This is a genomic window from Acutalibacter sp. 1XD8-36, assembly GCF_009917525.1.
Classification (GTDB): Bacteria; Bacillota; Clostridia; order Oscillospirales; family Acutalibacteraceae; genus Acutalibacter.
Genome location: NZ_QZDU01000003.1, coordinates 248,635 through 264,516 on the forward strand (window position 1 = coordinate 248,635; position 15,882 = coordinate 264,516).

16 protein-coding genes are annotated in these 15,882 nt (G+C 60.3%); 14 read left to right on the forward strand and 2 right to left on the reverse strand.

Features of this window, described 5'->3' with window-relative positions; all coding sequences use genetic code 11:
• The first annotated feature begins 38 nt into the window (after positions 1 to 38).
• The 11 genes from D5270_RS07785 (at position 39) to D5270_RS07835 (ending at position 11,232) form a co-directional block, all read left to right on the forward strand.
• Complete coding sequence (locus tag D5270_RS07785) at positions 39 to 203, forward strand: hypothetical protein (RefSeq protein WP_166543564.1); 165 nt, start codon at positions 39 to 41, stop codon at positions 201 to 203.
• 73 nt (positions 204 to 276) lie between these two features.
• On the forward strand, positions 277 to 1,935 hold the full coding sequence (locus tag D5270_RS07790; protein ID WP_166543565.1) for a DUF6034 family protein: 1,659 nt from the start codon (positions 277 to 279) through the stop codon (positions 1,933 to 1,935).
• A gap of 64 nt (positions 1,936 to 1,999) precedes the next feature.
• Entirely contained in the window at positions 2,000 to 2,665 is a 666-nt protein-coding gene (locus D5270_RS07795; RefSeq protein ID WP_166543566.1) for a response regulator transcription factor, read from the forward strand.
• Entirely contained in the window at positions 2,662 to 4,011 is a 1,350-nt protein-coding gene (locus D5270_RS07800) for a sensor histidine kinase (protein WP_166543567.1), read from the forward strand. The genes D5270_RS07795 and D5270_RS07800 overlap by 4 nt, the downstream gene beginning before the upstream one ends.
• Before the next feature lie 106 nt (positions 4,012 to 4,117).
• Complete coding sequence (locus tag D5270_RS07805) at positions 4,118 to 4,735, forward strand: hypothetical protein (protein WP_166543568.1); 618 nt, start codon at positions 4,118 to 4,120, stop codon at positions 4,733 to 4,735.
• Positions 4,728 to 5,621, forward strand: coding sequence for a hypothetical protein (locus D5270_RS07810; RefSeq protein WP_166543569.1), 894 nt, complete (start codon positions 4,728 to 4,730; stop codon positions 5,619 to 5,621). The genes D5270_RS07805 and D5270_RS07810 overlap by 8 nt, the downstream gene beginning before the upstream one ends.
• Before the next feature lie 2 nt (positions 5,622 to 5,623).
• Complete coding sequence (locus D5270_RS07815) at positions 5,624 to 6,265, forward strand: ABC transporter ATP-binding protein (protein WP_166543570.1); 642 nt, start codon at positions 5,624 to 5,626, stop codon at positions 6,263 to 6,265.
• Positions 6,262 to 7,740, forward strand: a complete 1,479-nt coding sequence (locus tag D5270_RS07820) for a COG1361 S-layer family protein (RefSeq protein ID WP_166543571.1) — start codon at positions 6,262 to 6,264, stop codon at positions 7,738 to 7,740. Before D5270_RS07815 ends, D5270_RS07820 begins: the two co-directional genes overlap by 4 nt.
• Entirely contained in the window at positions 7,737 to 8,483 is a 747-nt protein-coding gene (locus tag D5270_RS07825; RefSeq protein ID WP_166543572.1) for a hypothetical protein, read from the forward strand. The genes D5270_RS07820 and D5270_RS07825 overlap by 4 nt, the downstream gene beginning before the upstream one ends.
• Before the next feature lie 101 nt (positions 8,484 to 8,584).
• Complete coding sequence (locus tag D5270_RS07830) at positions 8,585 to 10,327, forward strand: S-layer homology domain-containing protein (protein WP_166543573.1); 1,743 nt, start codon at positions 8,585 to 8,587, stop codon at positions 10,325 to 10,327.
• Positions 10,328 to 10,377: 50 nt separating this feature from the next.
• Positions 10,378 to 11,232: a sugar phosphate isomerase/epimerase family protein gene (locus D5270_RS07835; protein WP_166543574.1), complete on the forward strand. Its 855-nt coding sequence runs from the start codon at positions 10,378 to 10,380 to the stop codon at positions 11,230 to 11,232.
• Between the two features lie 52 nt (positions 11,233 to 11,284).
• Here the strand turns inward: D5270_RS07835 and D5270_RS07840 are convergent, their stop codons facing one another.
• Together D5270_RS07840 and D5270_RS07845 are read right to left on the reverse strand one after the other, a co-directional pair.
• Entirely contained in the window at positions 11,285 to 11,560 is a 276-nt protein-coding gene (locus D5270_RS07840; protein WP_166543575.1) for a hypothetical protein, read from the reverse strand.
• Positions 11,560 to 11,826, reverse strand: coding sequence for a helix-turn-helix domain-containing protein (locus D5270_RS07845; protein WP_166543576.1), 267 nt, complete (start codon positions 11,824 to 11,826; stop codon positions 11,560 to 11,562). Before D5270_RS07845 ends, D5270_RS07840 begins: the two co-directional genes overlap by 1 nt.
• 252 nt (positions 11,827 to 12,078) lie before the next feature.
• Here D5270_RS07845 and D5270_RS07850 point away from each other — a divergent pair, with 252 nt between their 5' ends.
• From D5270_RS07850 to D5270_RS07860, 3 genes are read left to right on the forward strand one after another with little or no spacing between them, the layout of a single operon-like run.
• Positions 12,079 to 13,824, forward strand: coding sequence for a Na/Pi cotransporter family protein (locus tag D5270_RS07850; protein ID WP_166543577.1), 1,746 nt, complete (start codon positions 12,079 to 12,081; stop codon positions 13,822 to 13,824).
• A 26-nt stretch (positions 13,825 to 13,850) separates the two neighbouring features.
• Positions 13,851 to 14,540, forward strand: coding sequence for a winged helix-turn-helix domain-containing protein (locus tag D5270_RS07855; protein ID WP_166543578.1), 690 nt, complete (start codon positions 13,851 to 13,853; stop codon positions 14,538 to 14,540).
• Complete coding sequence (locus D5270_RS07860; protein WP_166543579.1) at positions 14,537 to 15,880, forward strand: sensor histidine kinase; 1,344 nt, start codon at positions 14,537 to 14,539, stop codon at positions 15,878 to 15,880. Before D5270_RS07855 ends, D5270_RS07860 begins: the two co-directional genes overlap by 4 nt.
• The last annotated feature ends 2 nt before the right edge of the window (positions 15,881 to 15,882 follow it).

Here is a 15,882-nt window from a genome sequence, read left to right on the forward strand (position 1 = left end):
TAAAAATTAAAGTAATAAGAGCGGTAAGGGGAAAAACGATGGATACAGAATTTCAGTACCGGGAGGCCATAAGCCCCGGGGAGATGAACAGCCTGCGGACCTCCGTGGGCTTTAGGCAGATAGACCCGAGGCAGCTCGAGGCGGGGCTCCGGGACAGTGCGGGTATGGGGGCGCATGATTTGCCGGATTTTACATTTCGATGATGTTTTCCTGAATACTTGATTACCTCCCGGCTGGTATGATATGATAAACCTAAGAGACAGGAGGACAAGTACCATGGGAAAAATGACGGTGAAAAAGCTGGCGGCTCTTCTCTGCGCTGCCGTGCTCACAGCTTCACTTGCGGCCTGCCAGGAGGACCCCGAGGGCTCCATAGTGGCAAATAAGGACATGGATAAGCTCATAGAGGAGGGCGCGGCCTCGGACGGCAGCAGGGTGGACGCCGGGGAGCTCATTAAGGATGCCGGGAAGACTGAGGCCTATAAGACCACCATCGAGAGCCAGAACCTGGAGGTGAAGGCAGAGGTCGACGCCCAGGTGGAGCTGCCGGAAGCTGAGAAGCTGTCAATCTACAGGGTGAGGCAGAAGCCATTTACCCAGGAGTTTCTGGATAAGGCGAGGGCCGAGCTCTGCGGGGACGTGGAGCTGTACGACGGCGAGGCTACAAGGGTCCGCACGAAAAAGGACATTGAATGGGAGATACAGAGCTGGCGGCAGGCGGTGGCGGAGCATGAGGCCCATAGTGAGGAGATGAAGAACGACCCCAACATTCCAGAGGGCGAGGGCTTTACCGCTGAGGAGATAGAAGAGCAGAATAAGGCGTACCGCGAGGAAGCCCAGAGAGAAATTGACAGGCTCCAGGAGGAATACGAGGCGGCCCCCGCGGAGATAAACTATGCCGGCTATCCCACAGACGGCAAGCTTCGCTCCGTAATGGAGCTCAGCGGCAGCAAGCCCGACAGCGAATACTACACCTGGATGAAAGACCTCAGCATAGACGGGGACCAGTGCTTCTACGGCATATCCGACGGCAGCGACGGATTTTACCGCACGCTCTACGTCCAGAATAACGCCGACTACAGCAACCAGCTCATATACCGGAAGGATATGGAGGAGCACGCCTATTTCGGCATAATAGTGGAGGACACCATATTTGACACCCACACACTGAACCCAAGGCTTCCGGGGACAGGCACCTCCTATGAGGAGTTCTTTAGGGCCCACGGCGTGCCCGGGAACGTGCTGCCGGAAGGCACCATCTTTGACAGTGAGGACATTGCCTTCACCCCACTGGGCAGCACCACAGTGGATATGCCCGAGGAGGAGGCAGAGTCCCTCGCTCAGGGGCTGCTTGACAAGCTTGACCTTACCGGCTTCGCCTTGGAGCAGGGCGGGCTCTATACGGAGATGGACGGGCTTAACTACCGGGTAAACTACATCTTCAGTTACCGCCGGGAAGAGGACGGCGTAATGCTCACCCAGTCCAGCGGCGGAAAGTTACAGTACGGCAACTCCAGTCCGGACGGCGGCTTTAATAAGCAGTTATGGCCCGGGGAGTGCATAGAGGTGCGCGTTGACGACAGCGGCATAACGGGCTTCAGGTACAACGCCCCCCTTGAGATAACCGAGACAGTGGTAGAGGGCACCTCCCTCAAGACCTTTGACGAGGTGAAGGGCATATTCGAGCAGATGTTGCCGATAGTGCTGGCTGAAAGCGACTATGAGTGCAAGGCGAAGGTCGACCGCGTGCGCCTGAGCTACTCCCGGATAAGCGAGAAGGACAGCTTCGACACAGGCCTTATTGTGCCGGTGTGGAGCTTTGAGGGGAGAGCCACGGCCTACAGCGAGGGGTACCCGGTCTATGAGCAAAGCGGCACGCTGCTGGCGGTAAACGCCATTGACGGCTCCGTGATAGATGCCGACTTAGGATACTGATACAGGATAGAGGCAGGGCCTGCTCGCGCGGGCTCTACTGCCGTTTAAGGGAGGGCTTAATAATATGCACAAGCGCATTTTGGTGCTGGAGGACGAGGAGGCTATCGCAAGCATGATAGCCATGAATTTAAAGGTGGCAGGGATGGAGCCGGTGGTGTTTTCAGACGGCCTGAAGCTACAGCAGGCCCTAAGCGGGGACCACGCCTTCGACCTTGCCATTTTAGACGTGATGGTTCCGGGGCTGGACGGATTCGGGGTTTTCGGGCTTTTGAAGCCGTATAAAATACCGGTGATATTCCTGACCGCCAGGGACGACCTGGAGTCCAAGCTAAGAGGGCTCACCGGCGGCGCTGAAGACTATATGGTGAAGCCATTCCAGGTGATGGAGCTGCTGGTGCGGGTGGAAAAGGTGCTTATGAGGACGTCCAAGGGGGACGTGCTGCGGGTGCTGGATTTGGAAATAGACCTGGAGGGCCATAGGGTGCGCAAAAACGGCGTGGAGGTTGCCCTAAAGCCTATGGAGTTTGACCTTTTGGTGGTGCTGGCAAAGCACAGGAACATAGCCGTCTCCAGGGAGGACCTGATAGGCCTGGTCTGGGGCAGCGGCTACCTGGGGGAGAGCCGCACGGTGGACGTGCATATAGGCCAGCTCAGAAAGAAGCTGGGGCTGCAGAAGGCTATAAAGACCGTGCCGAAGCTGGGCTATAGGCTGGAGGACGAGGGCCTATGAAGCTGCGGGTGAAGCTGTCGCTGCTGGCGGGAGCGGTGCTGCTGCTGGCTACCCTGCTGTGCAACGGCCTGAGCTTTTCCATCAGCCGCCGGACGATACTCCAGGAGGCCGCGCGCGGCGCCTATGCCCAAAGCGAGGCGGCCTTCCAGGGCTTCGAGAGCTACTGCGGCAGGTTTCAGGGTGAATTGAGCCCATCGGCCGGGGTGTACTGGCTGAAATCCCAAAACCAGGAGTACAGCATACTTCTGAGAAACGGCGAGGCGGTATATAACCCCACCGTGCTGGAGCCCTCGGAGCTCAGGACAACTCCAAAAGGGGGCCGCGAACCCCAGGAGGCCGGGCTCTATCACGGCAGGCGGCTGCTGGCGTACAGCTTCGAGGCAGTGTCCCCATATACCTTTATACATATCGTAGACGTGACGGACACCTACCTGAGCCTGTACCGCCTGGCGGCACAGGAGGCTGCGCTCTCAGCGGCGGTGCTGGTAGGGGGCGCTCTGGCGGTGTTTCTGATTCTGCGCAGGGCCCTGCGCCCCCTGCAGGCCCTCTCGGATGGGGCCAACTCCATTGCGGCGGGGGCCTACGGGCAGCGGGTGCCGGAGTCGGGCAGGGACGAGCTTGCGGGCCTGGGGCGGGACTTTAACCGCATGGCTGGGGCGGTGGAGGAGCATATAAGGCGGGTGGAGGAGAGCGAGGAGCAGAAGACCATGTTCATGGCAAGCCTCACCCACGAGCTGAAGACCCCCCTCACTGCCATTTCAGGCTATGGGCAGACCCTGCGCTACGCAAAGCTCAGCGACGAGGACAGGGATACCGCCCTAATGTACATCTGCCGGGAGAGCGGCAGGCTTGACAGGCTCTCAAAGAAAATGCTGCGCCTGCTGGAACTGGACCGGGACGTTCCCATTACCTTCGAGCCTGTCCCAATCGCCAGCCTTGCCGCCGGCGCCCGGGAGACATGCATTCCGGGGGCTGCAAAGCGGGGGGTGTCTATAGTGCTGGGGCCTCTGGAGGGGGATATCCCCTGCGACAGGGACTTAATGACAGAGGTGATAGTAAACCTGGTGGACAACGGCATAAAGGCCTGCAAAGAAGGCGGCAGGGTGGTCATAAGCTCCGAGGGGGGCCGCGTCACAGTGGAGGACAGCGGCTGCGGCATACCACAAGAGGAAATAGCCCGCCTGACAGAGGCCTTCTACATGGTGGACAAATCCAGAAGCAGGCAGAGCGGCGGGGCAGGGCTGGGCCTTGCCCTGGCAGCGGTGATTCTGAGGAGGCATGGCATGAGGCTCCATATAGAGAGCCGGGTGGGCGAGGGCACTCGGGCGGTCCTGGAGAAGTGCTGAGTGTTTACATTTTGATGATGTTTTCCTGAATACTTGATGAACTGAAAGGTGCTAAACTTTAGTCAAAGCCTAAAGCTCCGGCATCTTTTTGTTTTGTGGTGATATAATGAACAGCTTTGAGACGGACCTGAGGCGGGCGGTGCTGTCCGTAAGGTTCCTGGCAGCGGTGGTCCTACAGCTTGGGATACTCCTCTATGAGGGGGAGGCCTCCCAGCTATATAAAATAAGCGTCCCCCTGGCGTGCACCCTGCCATACGCCGGGGGCTGGCTGGACGAGTACAAGTCGGGCTATGCGAGGCTCGCCCTGGTACGGGGCAGCATGAGGGGGTACATCCTGGGAAAGTTCCTGGCCTGTACCATAGCCGGGGGTGGGGCCGAGGCGCTGGCGGCGTGGGCATACGGCGCCCTGAGGGCGGCGGATATGCCCTATGCCAGGACCTTCCTTACAGCGGCCCTATGGGCGGCAGCGGCGGCGGTGCTGGCGGCGCTGTCAGACAGCAAGTATATAGCCTACGGCGGGGCCTTTGTAATATGCTATTTCCTGGTGATAGCCTGCGAGCGCTACTGGCCCTGGCTCTACTGCCTGCACCCCCACGAGTGGCTGGAGCTAAGCCATGCCTGGCCCTTCGAGGGCGCGGGGGTGCAGGCGCTGCTCTCGGGGCTGATACTGGACCTTGGGCTGCTGTACTATATTATTTTAAAGGGGAGGCTTGAGCGTGGATAAGCTCCGGCAGATACTCATAACCGCAATGGTAAATTTCAGCCGCTGGCCTAAGAGCCCGCAGATTTGGCTGGGCTTCAGCCTGGGCTTTATCGCCTGCTTCCTGCTGTCGGGGAAGGTGGTGGACTTCGCGGGGGAGCAGGAGACATTGTTACAGATGTTCGAGCCATTCATCTGGACCTTCGGGGACTCAAACTCCATACTGCTCATATCCCTCTGCCTGCTGCTGCTCTTCGGGGACCTGCCAAACCTCAATAACGAGGCGCCCCTATTTCTTGTGCGCACCAGCCGCCTGTGCTGGATGGCGGGGCAGGTGCTGTACCTGGCCATTGCCACCACAGTTTTCACCGGATTCATACTCCTCTCCACCTGCCTGCTCTGCGGGGCCCGGGCCTTCTCGGGGAATATGTGGAGTGAGACGGCGGCTATCTTGGGCTACTCGGGGATAGGGAGGAGCATAGCGGTCCCGGCCTTTGTAAAGGTGCTGGAGCTCACCTTCCCATACCCGTGCACCCTGCATATCTTCGCCCTAATGCTGGGCTACTCCCTGGTGCTTTCGGCCCTGATATTTTTCTTTAACCTTCTGAGGGGCCGGATGGGTATGCTGGCCGGGGCGGCCTTCAGCGGCTTCGGCTTCTTCCTGACGCCCGAGGTGATAAGCGGCTGGCTGCACCTTGACAGCCTGGAGAAGAGCACGGCAAACATCATCTTCGGCTGGCTCTCCCCCCTGAACCATGCCACCTACTATATGCACAGCTTCGGCTACGACAACCTCCCCCGCCTTTGGGATTCCTATGGCTTTTTCATTGCAGGCAGCCTGTTTATCTACCTGCTGGCCTTCTGGCGGGTGAGAAATTATTCCTTTAATTTTACCGGAACGGAGCGCTGACAATGGAGCATAAGGGCATAATCGTTGAAAACCTGTATAAATCCTTCGGAAAGGAGGCTGTATTGTCGGGAGTGAGCCTGTCGGTGCCGCCGGGGGAGATAGTTGGGGTAGTGGGAAACAACGGCAGCGGAAAGACGGTGCTGATGAAATGTATCTGCGGCTTCCTGCGCCCGGACAGCGGCAGCGTCACCGTAAACGGCGCTAGGGTGGGCAGGGACCGGGATTTCCCTGACAGCCTTGGGATTATCATAGAGACCCCGGGCTTTATCCCGGGCATGAGCGGCTACCGCAACCTGAGGACCCTTGCGGCCCTGAAGGGGCTTATCGGCAAAAAGGAGATTCTGGCTGTGCTGGACAGGGTGGGGCTGAAAAAGAGCGCGCATAAGGCCGTGGCAAAATATTCCCTGGGCATGCGCCAGCGCCTTGGGATTGCCCAGGCCATTATGGAGGATCCGGCGGTGCTCATACTTGACGAGCCCTTCAACGGCCTTGACAAGGCCGCGGTAGAGGACATGCGCGGGCTGCTCACAGGCCTGCGGGACAGGGGGAAGGCAATAATGCTTGCAAGCCACAATGCCCAGGACATCCGGGAGCTATGCAGCCGGGTGCACGAGATGGATGTGCAGAAGGAGGGTACCGTATGAGATATATAGCCGCCTTAATTGCGGTCCTGGCCCTGCTCTTAGTATCGGGCCTTAATGCGCTTGCCCTGGAGGGGCAGGAGCCATTGGAGCCCCCGGCGGCTGACGGGAGCCCCCAGCCCTCCAATGAGCCGGAGCCCTCCCCGGCAGTCACCCCGGAGCCTGAGGCCGCCAAGCTGTTTATAGACAACCGCAACCTCTATGAGAACATGTCAAGGACCTACTCCCAGGGCTATATACCAACAGTGCGGGACGGCACGGCTACTATAGTCCTTCCCCTCTTATGCCGCGGGGAGTTGCGGGGGGACAGCATAAGGGCAAAGGCCGTTTTCGACCCCGGCGGGCCCTTTGTGACCAAGAACTACGAGCAGACCGTGGAGCTTAGGGAGCATAAAGTAAACGGCGGCAAACAGAAGGTGCGGGGGTACTGTATATCCCTGCCAATGCAGCTTGAAAGGGGCCGCATGAACGGCAGCTACCCTGTGACAATCGCCGTAACCGGCACAGAGCCCACAGGCCGGGAGGTGGAGGAGGAGTTCACAGTATATGTAACCGTCACCGACGGCAGGGACCCAAACGCCACCCCAAAGCCCGAGCCTGCCCCCACCCCGGAGCCGGCGCCGCCGGTGGTGCTGGGCCCGAAGGTACTGGTGCAGTCCTCTCAGGCGGTCTCCCTGGAGGCGGAGGCCCAGCCGGGGGTGGTGAATGCAGGGGACCGTATCCGCGTAACAATAACCCTTGTAAACACCAGCCAGTCCCAGGCCATTGAGAACTTGGCGGTCACGGCGGCGTCCCCCGGGGAGGGCTTTTCCGTGCTCAGCCCTTCGGACAGCGCCTATATCGGCACAATGCCCGCCGGGGGTACGGCGGACATAATATACGACTACCAGGTTTCACCGGAGACCCCCGCCGGTCAGTACACTATCCCCCTGGCCTACGACTTCGCCTATAACAAGGGGGAGACCGGCTCTGGGGCGGGCAGCGCCCGGGTGAATATATCCCAGCCCCTGAAGCTGGAGTTTTCCCTGGGGAGCCTGCCCGCGGAGGCGGTGGTGTCCGACACTGTCGAGGTGAATGTCCAGGCCATAAACCTCAGCCACGCCAAGGCCTATAATGTAAGGGCCACTTTTGAGGGGGACGGCCTGCTCCCCTCAGGGACGGCCTTCATCGGCAGCCTGGAGGGCGGTGCTTCAGGGGAAAAGCCCCTGCAGGTCACCATCACAGGCCTCACAAACGGGGAGGCCCCCTACGGCCCCACGGAGTGCAAAGTAACCTATATCTATGAGGACGGAAGCGGGCAGGAGCTCACCGAGACCGGCGGCTTCACCATAAACATAAAATCCCCCTTTTCAGAGGAGGGCCCCAAGGAGGAGGACGCCCCCGGGCAGTTCTGGATAGTGCTGGCCGGGGCGGGAGCGGCTCTGCTGGGGCTTACAGCCCTGCTCCTTATACGTGGGATTAGAGGGCGCAGGGCGTGAGGGCCATAGGGAAGCTGCTCCGGCTGAGGAGGCGAAGTGACAAGGTAAAGCTGGCCCTGGGACTGTTCCTGCTGGGGGCGGTGCTGGGCTGGGATGTGGCCTTCGGAGCCGCCGGCATTTTAATGGAGTCCGGGGAGCCTGTAGAGTACGTGCTTGCCTGGGGCGGGAACGGGACGTCCCTTGAGGGGAAGCTGCGGGCCGTCAGCCAGCACGAGGGGGTTATATGCGCCAGCCGTCAGCGGGAATATAGCCTTGTAATGGGGGAGAGGCAGCTTACAGTGATACAGGTGTCGCCGGAGTATCTGAGCGCCTGCTTTGGGCTCAGGGCTTCCGGGGCGGGGAGAGAGTTCTTTCTGGGCAGCAGGTCGTACGCCTCCTTCTGCGGGGCGGGGGAGGAGTCTCCGGCGCGGCTGAAATGCCTTATGGGCGAGGAGGGGGTGAGCGGGACCTTCACCCTCTGCGGCAACCTGCCGGTGACGGCGGCAATGGCGAAGGGCTCCTCGGCGGAGCTGGGGGACTCACAAACCCTGCGGGTAATGCTGGAGAGCGGCGGCATAGAGGGCCGGAACGGGGACTGGCTTATGGAGCTGGGGTTCTCCATAGAAAATCAAGAGCTGTTGACAGAGGCCGCCCACCGGCTGGAGCTCCTGCAGGCAAGGCTTAGCTACGGGGGGCTTGCCTGCCTGCTGGCCCTGGCCCTGGGGGTGCAGCTATTCGCCGCCGGGCGCAGAGAGTCGGGGTAAAACCGGTATTGCTTTCCACTGGAAAAATATGCTATAATCTAAATATATTTAATATTATGAGGCTGACTATAGAGCCAAGCTTCACCAGAGGAGAGTAAACCATGAAACGAATCATATCGCTATTCCTTGCGGCGCTCATGCTCATATGCGTGCCCGCCATGGCCCCCGCAGCTAAAGGGGCCGGGAAGAAGCTGATAGCCATAACCTATGACGACGGCCCGGGGCCGTACACCGGCAGCCTGCTGGACGGCCTGAAGGCCCGGGGGGTGAAGGCCACCTTCTTTATGCTGGGAAACCGTGTGGGGGGATATGGCTCCACCCTGGCCCGGATGTACCGGGAGGGCCACCAGCTTGCAAACCACAGCTACGACCACAGCGACCTCTCAAGGCTTACGGAAAGCGGCGTCCGCTCACAGGTGCAGGCCACAAACCGGCTCCTGGACAGGACCTGCGGGGCGGGGACGGACTATATGGTGCGGGCCCCCTACGGCAGCGTGAACTCCGCCGTGTCCCGGGGGGCGGGGGCCCCGCTGGTGTTCTGGTCGGTGGACCCACAGGACTGGCTCTACCGCAACGCCGCAGCTGTAAAGAACAATATTATACGCAGCGCCCATGACGGCGCCATAATCCTTGTCCACGACATACACTCCACCTCAATACCCGGCTCCCTTGCCGCTATAGACTACCTGAAGGGCCAGGGCTACGAGTTCGTCACCGTCCGTGAGCTGTTCCGGCGCAGGGGGAAGGCCATGAGCAGCGGCGTGCAGTACAGCAGCTGCCCCTCTACCGGCAGCGACGCGGGCCCGGTGCAGGCCCCTGTCATCACCGGTGAGACTGAAAACGGAAGGCTCCGGGTGACGATAAAGGCCCAGCCGGGAGCGGCTATATACTACACCACCGGCACAGAGGACCTGAACCAGGGCAGCGCCCGGTACAACGGCCCGTTTTTAACCGACTACCCCTGCAAAGTGCGGGCTGTGGCAGCATTTAATATGAACGGAAGCAAAAGCGGGGAGGCCGGGGAGGCCTTCACCATGCCAAGGGCTGAGAGTCCCCGGCTCAGCGTCAGCGATGGAGTGCTCGCCATAGAATGTGATACCCCGGGGGCAGAGGTCTACTATAGGCTGGGCACTGATGAAACAGGCTGGCAGCTTTACACGGGCCCCATGTCCATAGAGCCCGGAACAGAGATAGCCGCCTACTCCTCCTGCGGAGGGTATCTTGACAGCGGGCAGGCCAAGGCCTCCTTTTCGGAAAGGGGCATATTCTTCCTGGACGTGTCCCCGGGCCAGTGGTACTATGAGGCTATGGACCGGGCCGCCTATGCCGGCTATATAGTGGGCGGCGGGGACGGCATGTTCACCCCGGGCAGGAACATCACAAGGGCCGAGCTTGTGACGCTGCTCTATAGGTATTCTGGGGAGGAGGCCGGGGACACAGAGATACCGGCGGCCCCCTTCGGGGACGTGCCCCCGGACAAATACTACGCCGCCCCCATAGCCTGGGCCTATGAAAGGGGGCTTATAAGCGGCTGCGGGGACGGGCTGTTCCACCCCGGGCAGGGGATTTCCCGCCAGGAGACCGCGGTCATATTCTATAACTTCCTAAAATACAGGCAGCTCGCCCCGCAAAGCCCCGGCACAGGGGTACAGGGCTATGATGACCGGGACAGGATAGCCTCCTGGGCAAGGGAGGCCGTGGACTGCATGTCCGTTACCGGGCTCCTTATGGGCAACGGCAAAAATGAGTTCCAGCCCGCCGGGAACACCACCCGGGCCCAGGCCGCGGCGGTGCTCATAAGGCTTGAGGACTACATAGGGGCCATTGACAACCAGGTGATTTAATAGTATAGTAATAGTATAGTAAACGCACTAATTTCCGGGAGGGAAACACCATGCTGAAAACCCTTGACCCATCCATGCTGGGGCTGGGCCATCCCATAGAGGAGCTTGCCCTCGCCGCCGCAAAATACGGCTTCCAGGCCATAAGCGCCCCGGCTTCGGTGCTGGAGGACAGGGCCGCCGGGCGGGAGGCCTCGGCAGTCCTTTTAGACAACGGCCTCTCCTGGGGCCTAATGCCCATGCCAGCCGACTTCTACCATTGGGAGCTGGGGGACAGCGCATTTAAGGGGGCCCTTGAGACTCTGCGCCGCTGGGCGGACGCCGCCAGGGTGCTGGGGATTACCCACGCGTATAACCATGTCTGGCCCTGCAGCAGCCGGGGGTTTGACGAGAATTTCGCCTGGACCGTTGAGAGAATCAGGGCGGTAAACGGCATACTTAAAGAAAATGGCGTGGCCTACGGACTGGAGTTCCTGGGTCCCCACGGGCTCCGGGAGCTTGCAGGGCGCCAGTTCATCCACTCCCTTTCAGGGGCGCTGGCCCTGGCGGACGCCGCCGGGGGAGGGGTGGGCATAGCCTTCGACACCTTCCACTGGTACTGCTCCCAGAACGGCGCTATGGACGACGTGGCCCTTATGGAGCAGCATATAGACCGGCTGGTGGCCCTGCACATAAACGACGGCGTGCCGGGGCGGGACTTCAGCGCCCAGCAGGACATGGAACGCCGGCTGCCCGGCGAGACCGGGGTGATAGACGCGGGGACCGTACTGGAGAGGTTTAAAAGGCGCGGCAGCAGCGCGCTGTACATGGCTGAGCCCTTCGAGCCCTGGCGCACAAGGCTGCGGGCAATGACAGCGGAGGAGGCCGTCTCTGCTGTTTCACGGGCCATAGACCGGCTGACAGCCTGATATACCCAGAAACAAAGCAAGGCCCAGCCCGGGCCTTGCTTTGTTTCTGAAATCAGCCGGGTATGCCAAAGGTGCGCAGGGAGGGGCGCTCCAGCACCAAATCCCCAAGGCAGTCCTTGGAGAATACATTTTCCTCAAAGAAGAAAAAGCACCGCGGAGCCCTACCGGACAGGTCCGGCACAAGGTATACCAGCCGGTTTACCACCCTGGAGTCATCCTCATGTATGTCGCTGTTTGAAAGGGGGAAGTCAAACATGCGCCAGGGCGGGAGGGGCTCGCTGCCGCCCAGCCAGGTCAGGTAGGCCCTGTAAAGCTCAAGCTCAGACATTATCCTGCCTCCTTCGGCTCTAATTCATTTATGAAATCCCCAAAGCCCCTGATGACGCGGACAGCCTCGCTGGGTGGAAGCTGGTAGAGCAGGAAGGCAAAGGATACAGCGGAGGGCCCGGCCTCACCCCGCTCAAGGCCGGAATAGGAGCGCGGGGTCATGCGCATTGCAGAGGCCATCTGCTCCTGGGTGAAGCCAAGCTCCCGGCGGGCGGTGAGCAGCACGTTCCTCAGATAGAGCTTTAGTTCTGACTGGTATTTTCTCATTGGAAAAACCTCCTTCCAAAATATATAGGCCAATTTTACCAATAAAGGAAAGGGTCTTCCAGGAGGCGCGCCTCAGAAATTACAGGTTTCGCCAAAATTCTACAGCTTTCGCGGGACTCCCCCTTACAAAAACTTTACATGCCCCGGGTAACAGATTTTACCTCCCTCTGTTATCCTTATTATAGCTGGCAAACGCATTTACTATAGCTGTAAGGGAAGCATATTAAAAGCAGAAGAAGGGGGAGTACAAAAATGGACATATTTCAGGTCTTATCAATGCTGGGGGGGCTTAGCCTCTTTCTGTTCGGCATGAGCGTAATGGGCCAGGCCCTGGAGCGCCGGGCAGGGGAGGGGCTAAGGGACATTTTAGGGCGGCTCACTACCGGCAAGCTTGCGGGGCTGCTCACGGGGCTGGGGGTCACGGCGGTGATACAGAGCTCCTCGGCGGCCACGGTGATGGTGGTGGGCTTTGTAAACTCCGGGCTCATGACCCTGCGCCAGGCCATACACGTTATCATGGGGGCGAATATCGGCACCACGGTCACCGCCTGGGTGCTGAGCCTTGCGGGGATAGAGAGCGGCAATATCTTTGTAAGGCTGCTGAAGCCCTCCTCGTTTACGCCTGTGCTTGCGGTGATAGGGGTAATATTCTACATGTTCTGCAAGTCCTCAAAAAAGCGGGACACCGGGGCGGTGCTCCTGGGCTTTGCCACCCTTATGACCGGCATGGAGACTATGTCCGGGGCGGTGTCCGGCCTTGGGGAGGTCCCGGCCTTTAGGGAGCTGTTTCTTCTGTTTCAAAACCCACTTTTGGGTATGCTGGCAGGAGCCCTGCTCACAGCCGTGATACAGTCCAGCTCCGCCTCGGTGGGCATTTTACAGGCCCTTGCAGCCACGGGCCAGGTGACCTACGGCGCGGCGGTGCCGATTATAATGGGCCAGAATATCGGCACCTGCGTCACGGCCCTGCTCTCCGCTGTGGGGGCCGGGAAGAATGCCAGGCGCGCCGCCCTTGTGCACCTGTCGTTCAATGTTATCGGGGCCGTGAGCTGGCTGTCGGTGTTCTGGATTATTAAGCTCCTCATGCCCCCGGCTGTACTGGGGGAGCCCGCCTCCCTTCTGGGGATAGCCGTCTGCCACTCGGTCTTCAACCTCCTCTGTACACTCCTGCTGCTGCCCATGACAGGCTGGCTTGAGAGGCTTGTGTGCCGCCTGATTCGGGACGGCGAGGAGGCAAAGCCCCAGCCGGAGCTTGACGAGAGGCTTTTCGCCACCCCCTCCATAGCCCTTGAGAGCTGCCGGAATCTTGCCGGAGAGCTGGCCCGGAACGCTGCCGGGGCCCTGCGGGAGGGTCTGGCCTCAATGTACGGCTGCACCCCGGCTTTGGAAAAATCCGTGCTGGAGCGGGAAGCCCTCACCGACCGCTATGAGGACATGCTCGGCACCTACCTTGTGCGCCTGAGCGCCCGCAGGGTCAGCGCCGGGGACAGCGCCCAGGCCGCCAAGCTCCTCAAGGCCATAGGGGATTTTGAGCGCATAGCCGACCATGGTGTAAACCTTTTGGAGTCCGCTATGGAGCTTCGGGACAAGGGGCTCTCCCTGTCCCCTGCCGCCCGGAATGAGTACGACGTGATAGCGTCGGCTGTGGAGGAGATTTTAGGGGACGCGCTTAAAGCCTTCTTAGAGGACGACCTGGAGGCCGCGGGCAGGGTGGAGCCCCTGGAGCAGGTGATAGACGGCCTGAAGGAGCAGCTGCGCACAAACCATATCCTGCGCCTGCAGGGGGGCGAGTGCTCCATCGAGGGGGGCTTTGTCTGGTCGGATATTCTCACGAATATAGAGCGGGTCTCGGACCACTGCTCAAATATCGCCGGCTGTGTAATAGATATCGCCCAGAACAATATGAACATCCACGCTTCCCTGAGGGACGCCCGCAATGAGGGCGGGAGCTTTAAGAGCCAGTTTATAGGGTATAAGGAGAAATATTCACTACAGTAATTGAAATATGACAAGGAGGGCGCAAAGTGATATACTGCGTTGAGGACGACAACAGCATACGGGACTTAATGCTCTATACCCTCTCGGCCTCAGGCTTTGAGGCCCGGGGCTTTCCGGACAGCCGCCGGTTCTGGCAGGCTTTGGAGGAAGAGAGGCCAAAGCTTATACTCCTTGACATCATGCTCCCCGGGGAGGACGGCATTGAGATACTGAAAAAGCTCCGGGGGAGGGAGGAGACCGGAGATATCCCTGTAATCATGGCAACGGCAAAGGGCGCCGAGTACGACAGGGTGATAGGCCTGGACCTTGGGGCCGACGACTACCTCTCAAAGCCCTTCGGCATGATGGAGCTGGTGGCCCGGGTGCGGGCGGTGCTAAGGCGCTCAAAGCCCCGGGAGGAGCCCGCCGGAGATATTGGGGGCGTACTCCGGGCCGGTGGGCTGGAGCTTGATAAAAATGCCTGCGTTGCCCGGGCCGGGGGCAGGCGGGTGGAGCTCACCAGGAAGGAGTACCGGCTGCTGGAGACCTTCATGGAGAACCCGGGCCGGGCCTTCACCAGGGACAGGCTGCTGGAAATCGTATGGGGCCTGGACTACGCAGGGGAGACCAGGACCGTGGACGTGCATATCGGCACCCTGCGCACGAAGCTTGGCCCCTGGGGGGAGAGTATCAGGACGGTGCGGGGAGTGGGCTACCGGATGGAGGTGGACATATGACAAAGCGTATTTTTCGCTCGATACTTCTTGTGGCCCTGGCGGTCCTGTCAGCCAGCGGCCTGCTGATAATGGGCGTGCTCTACGGATACTTTTCAGACGTGCAGCAGGCCCAGCTGGGTATGCAGCTGGAGCTGGCGGCAAGGGGGGCAGAGGCTCAGGGCCGGGACTTCTTCGAGGGCTTCCAGCCTGGGGACTACCGAATCACCTGGGTTGGCCCAAAGGGTGAGGTGCTTTTTGACAGCCATAGCCCCGGCGGGGAAAACCATATGGAGCGGGAGGAAATCAGGGAGGCCATGGAGTCCGGCAGAGGGGAGAGCCGCCGGTACTCGGACACCCTTCTGGAGCGGGCGCTATATACCGCCCGGCGGCTGGATGACGGCAGCGTGCTGCGCCTGTCAATGTCCCAGCGCTCGGTGTTCACCCTGCTTCTTGGCATGGCCCAGCCAATCTGTATAGTCTTTATTATAGCCACGGGCCTCTCCATATTCTTCGCCGTGCGGCTTTCAAGGCATATTGTGCGCCCACTGGCCCGGCTGGACCTGGACCATCCCCTGGAGGGCAAGGGGTACAGGGAGATAGCCCCCCTGCTCAGCCGTATCCACAGCCAGCAGGAGGAGCTCAAGAGAAAGCGGCGGGAGCTTGAAAGGGCCGGGCAGGCCCGGCGGGAGTTTACTGCCAATGTCTCCCACGAGCTGAAGACCCCACTGCAGTCCATCTCCGGCTACGCGGAGCTTTTGGAGAATGGCATGGTGAAGCCGGAGGATATCCCCGCCTTTGGAGGGAGGATATACCGGGAGTCCCAGCGGATGGTGCGGCTGGTGGAGGATATCATAAGCCTCTCCCACCTGGACGAGGGCGCGAAGGGCATGGACTGGACCGAGACCGACCTGTACGAGCTGGCGCTCCAGGCGGCGGGGGGCCTTGGAAATAGGGGGGATGTGCATATAGAGGTGAAGGGTGAGAGGGCCCCCATCCTTGGCATACCCCAGCTCCTCTACAGCATTGTATATAACCTCTCCGACAACGCCGTAAAGTACAACCTCCCCGGGGGCCGCGTTGACATAATAGTGAGGCCGGAAAAGGACGGCGTGAGGCTCACAGTCAAAGATACCGGCATAGGCATTCCCAAAAGCGAGCAGGAGCGCATTTTCGAGCGCTTCTACAGGGTGGACAAGAGCCGCTCAAAGGAGGTGGGCGGCACAGGGCTGGGGCTGTCCATTGTAAAGCACGCAGTGATGGTCCACCAGGGGGAGATATCCCTCTGGAGCGCTCCGGGGGAGGGGACCGTGGTGGAGGTCTTCTTTCCGGCACCATTTCCTCATAACCTCCTCAATTCCTGAAA

What these genes read in the sequence shown, in the direction of transcription:
- D5270_RS07830 (WP_166543573.1), top strand. Translation starts at nt 8,585, where the DNA reads ATGAAACGAATCATATCGCTATTCCTTGCGGCGCTCATGCTCATATGC.
- D5270_RS07860 (WP_166543579.1), top strand. Translation starts at nt 14,537, where the DNA reads ATGACAAAGCGTATTTTTCGCTCGATACTTCTTGTGGCCCTGGCGGTC.
- D5270_RS07785 (WP_166543564.1), top strand. Translation starts at nt 39, where the DNA reads ATGGATACAGAATTTCAGTACCGGGAGGCCATAAGCCCCGGGGAGATG.
- D5270_RS07835 (WP_166543574.1), top strand. Translation starts at nt 10,378, where the DNA reads ATGCTGAAAACCCTTGACCCATCCATGCTGGGGCTGGGCCATCCCATA.
- D5270_RS07795 (WP_166543566.1), top strand. Translation starts at nt 2,000, where the DNA reads ATGCACAAGCGCATTTTGGTGCTGGAGGACGAGGAGGCTATCGCAAGC.
- D5270_RS07850 (WP_166543577.1), top strand. Translation starts at nt 12,079, where the DNA reads ATGGACATATTTCAGGTCTTATCAATGCTGGGGGGGCTTAGCCTCTTT.
- D5270_RS07805 (WP_166543568.1), top strand. Translation starts at nt 4,118, where the DNA reads ATGAACAGCTTTGAGACGGACCTGAGGCGGGCGGTGCTGTCCGTAAGG.
- D5270_RS07845 (WP_166543576.1), bottom strand. Translation starts at nt 11,826, where the DNA reads ATGAGAAAATACCAGTCAGAACTAAAGCTCTATCTGAGGAACGTGCTG.
- D5270_RS07815 (WP_166543570.1), top strand. Translation starts at nt 5,624, where the DNA reads ATGGAGCATAAGGGCATAATCGTTGAAAACCTGTATAAATCCTTCGGA.
- D5270_RS07790 (WP_166543565.1), top strand. Translation starts at nt 277, where the DNA reads ATGGGAAAAATGACGGTGAAAAAGCTGGCGGCTCTTCTCTGCGCTGCC.
- D5270_RS07800 (WP_166543567.1), top strand. Translation starts at nt 2,662, where the DNA reads ATGAAGCTGCGGGTGAAGCTGTCGCTGCTGGCGGGAGCGGTGCTGCTG.
- D5270_RS07840 (WP_166543575.1), bottom strand. Translation starts at nt 11,560, where the DNA reads ATGTCTGAGCTTGAGCTTTACAGGGCCTACCTGACCTGGCTGGGCGGC.
- D5270_RS07820 (WP_166543571.1), top strand. Translation starts at nt 6,262, where the DNA reads ATGAGATATATAGCCGCCTTAATTGCGGTCCTGGCCCTGCTCTTAGTA.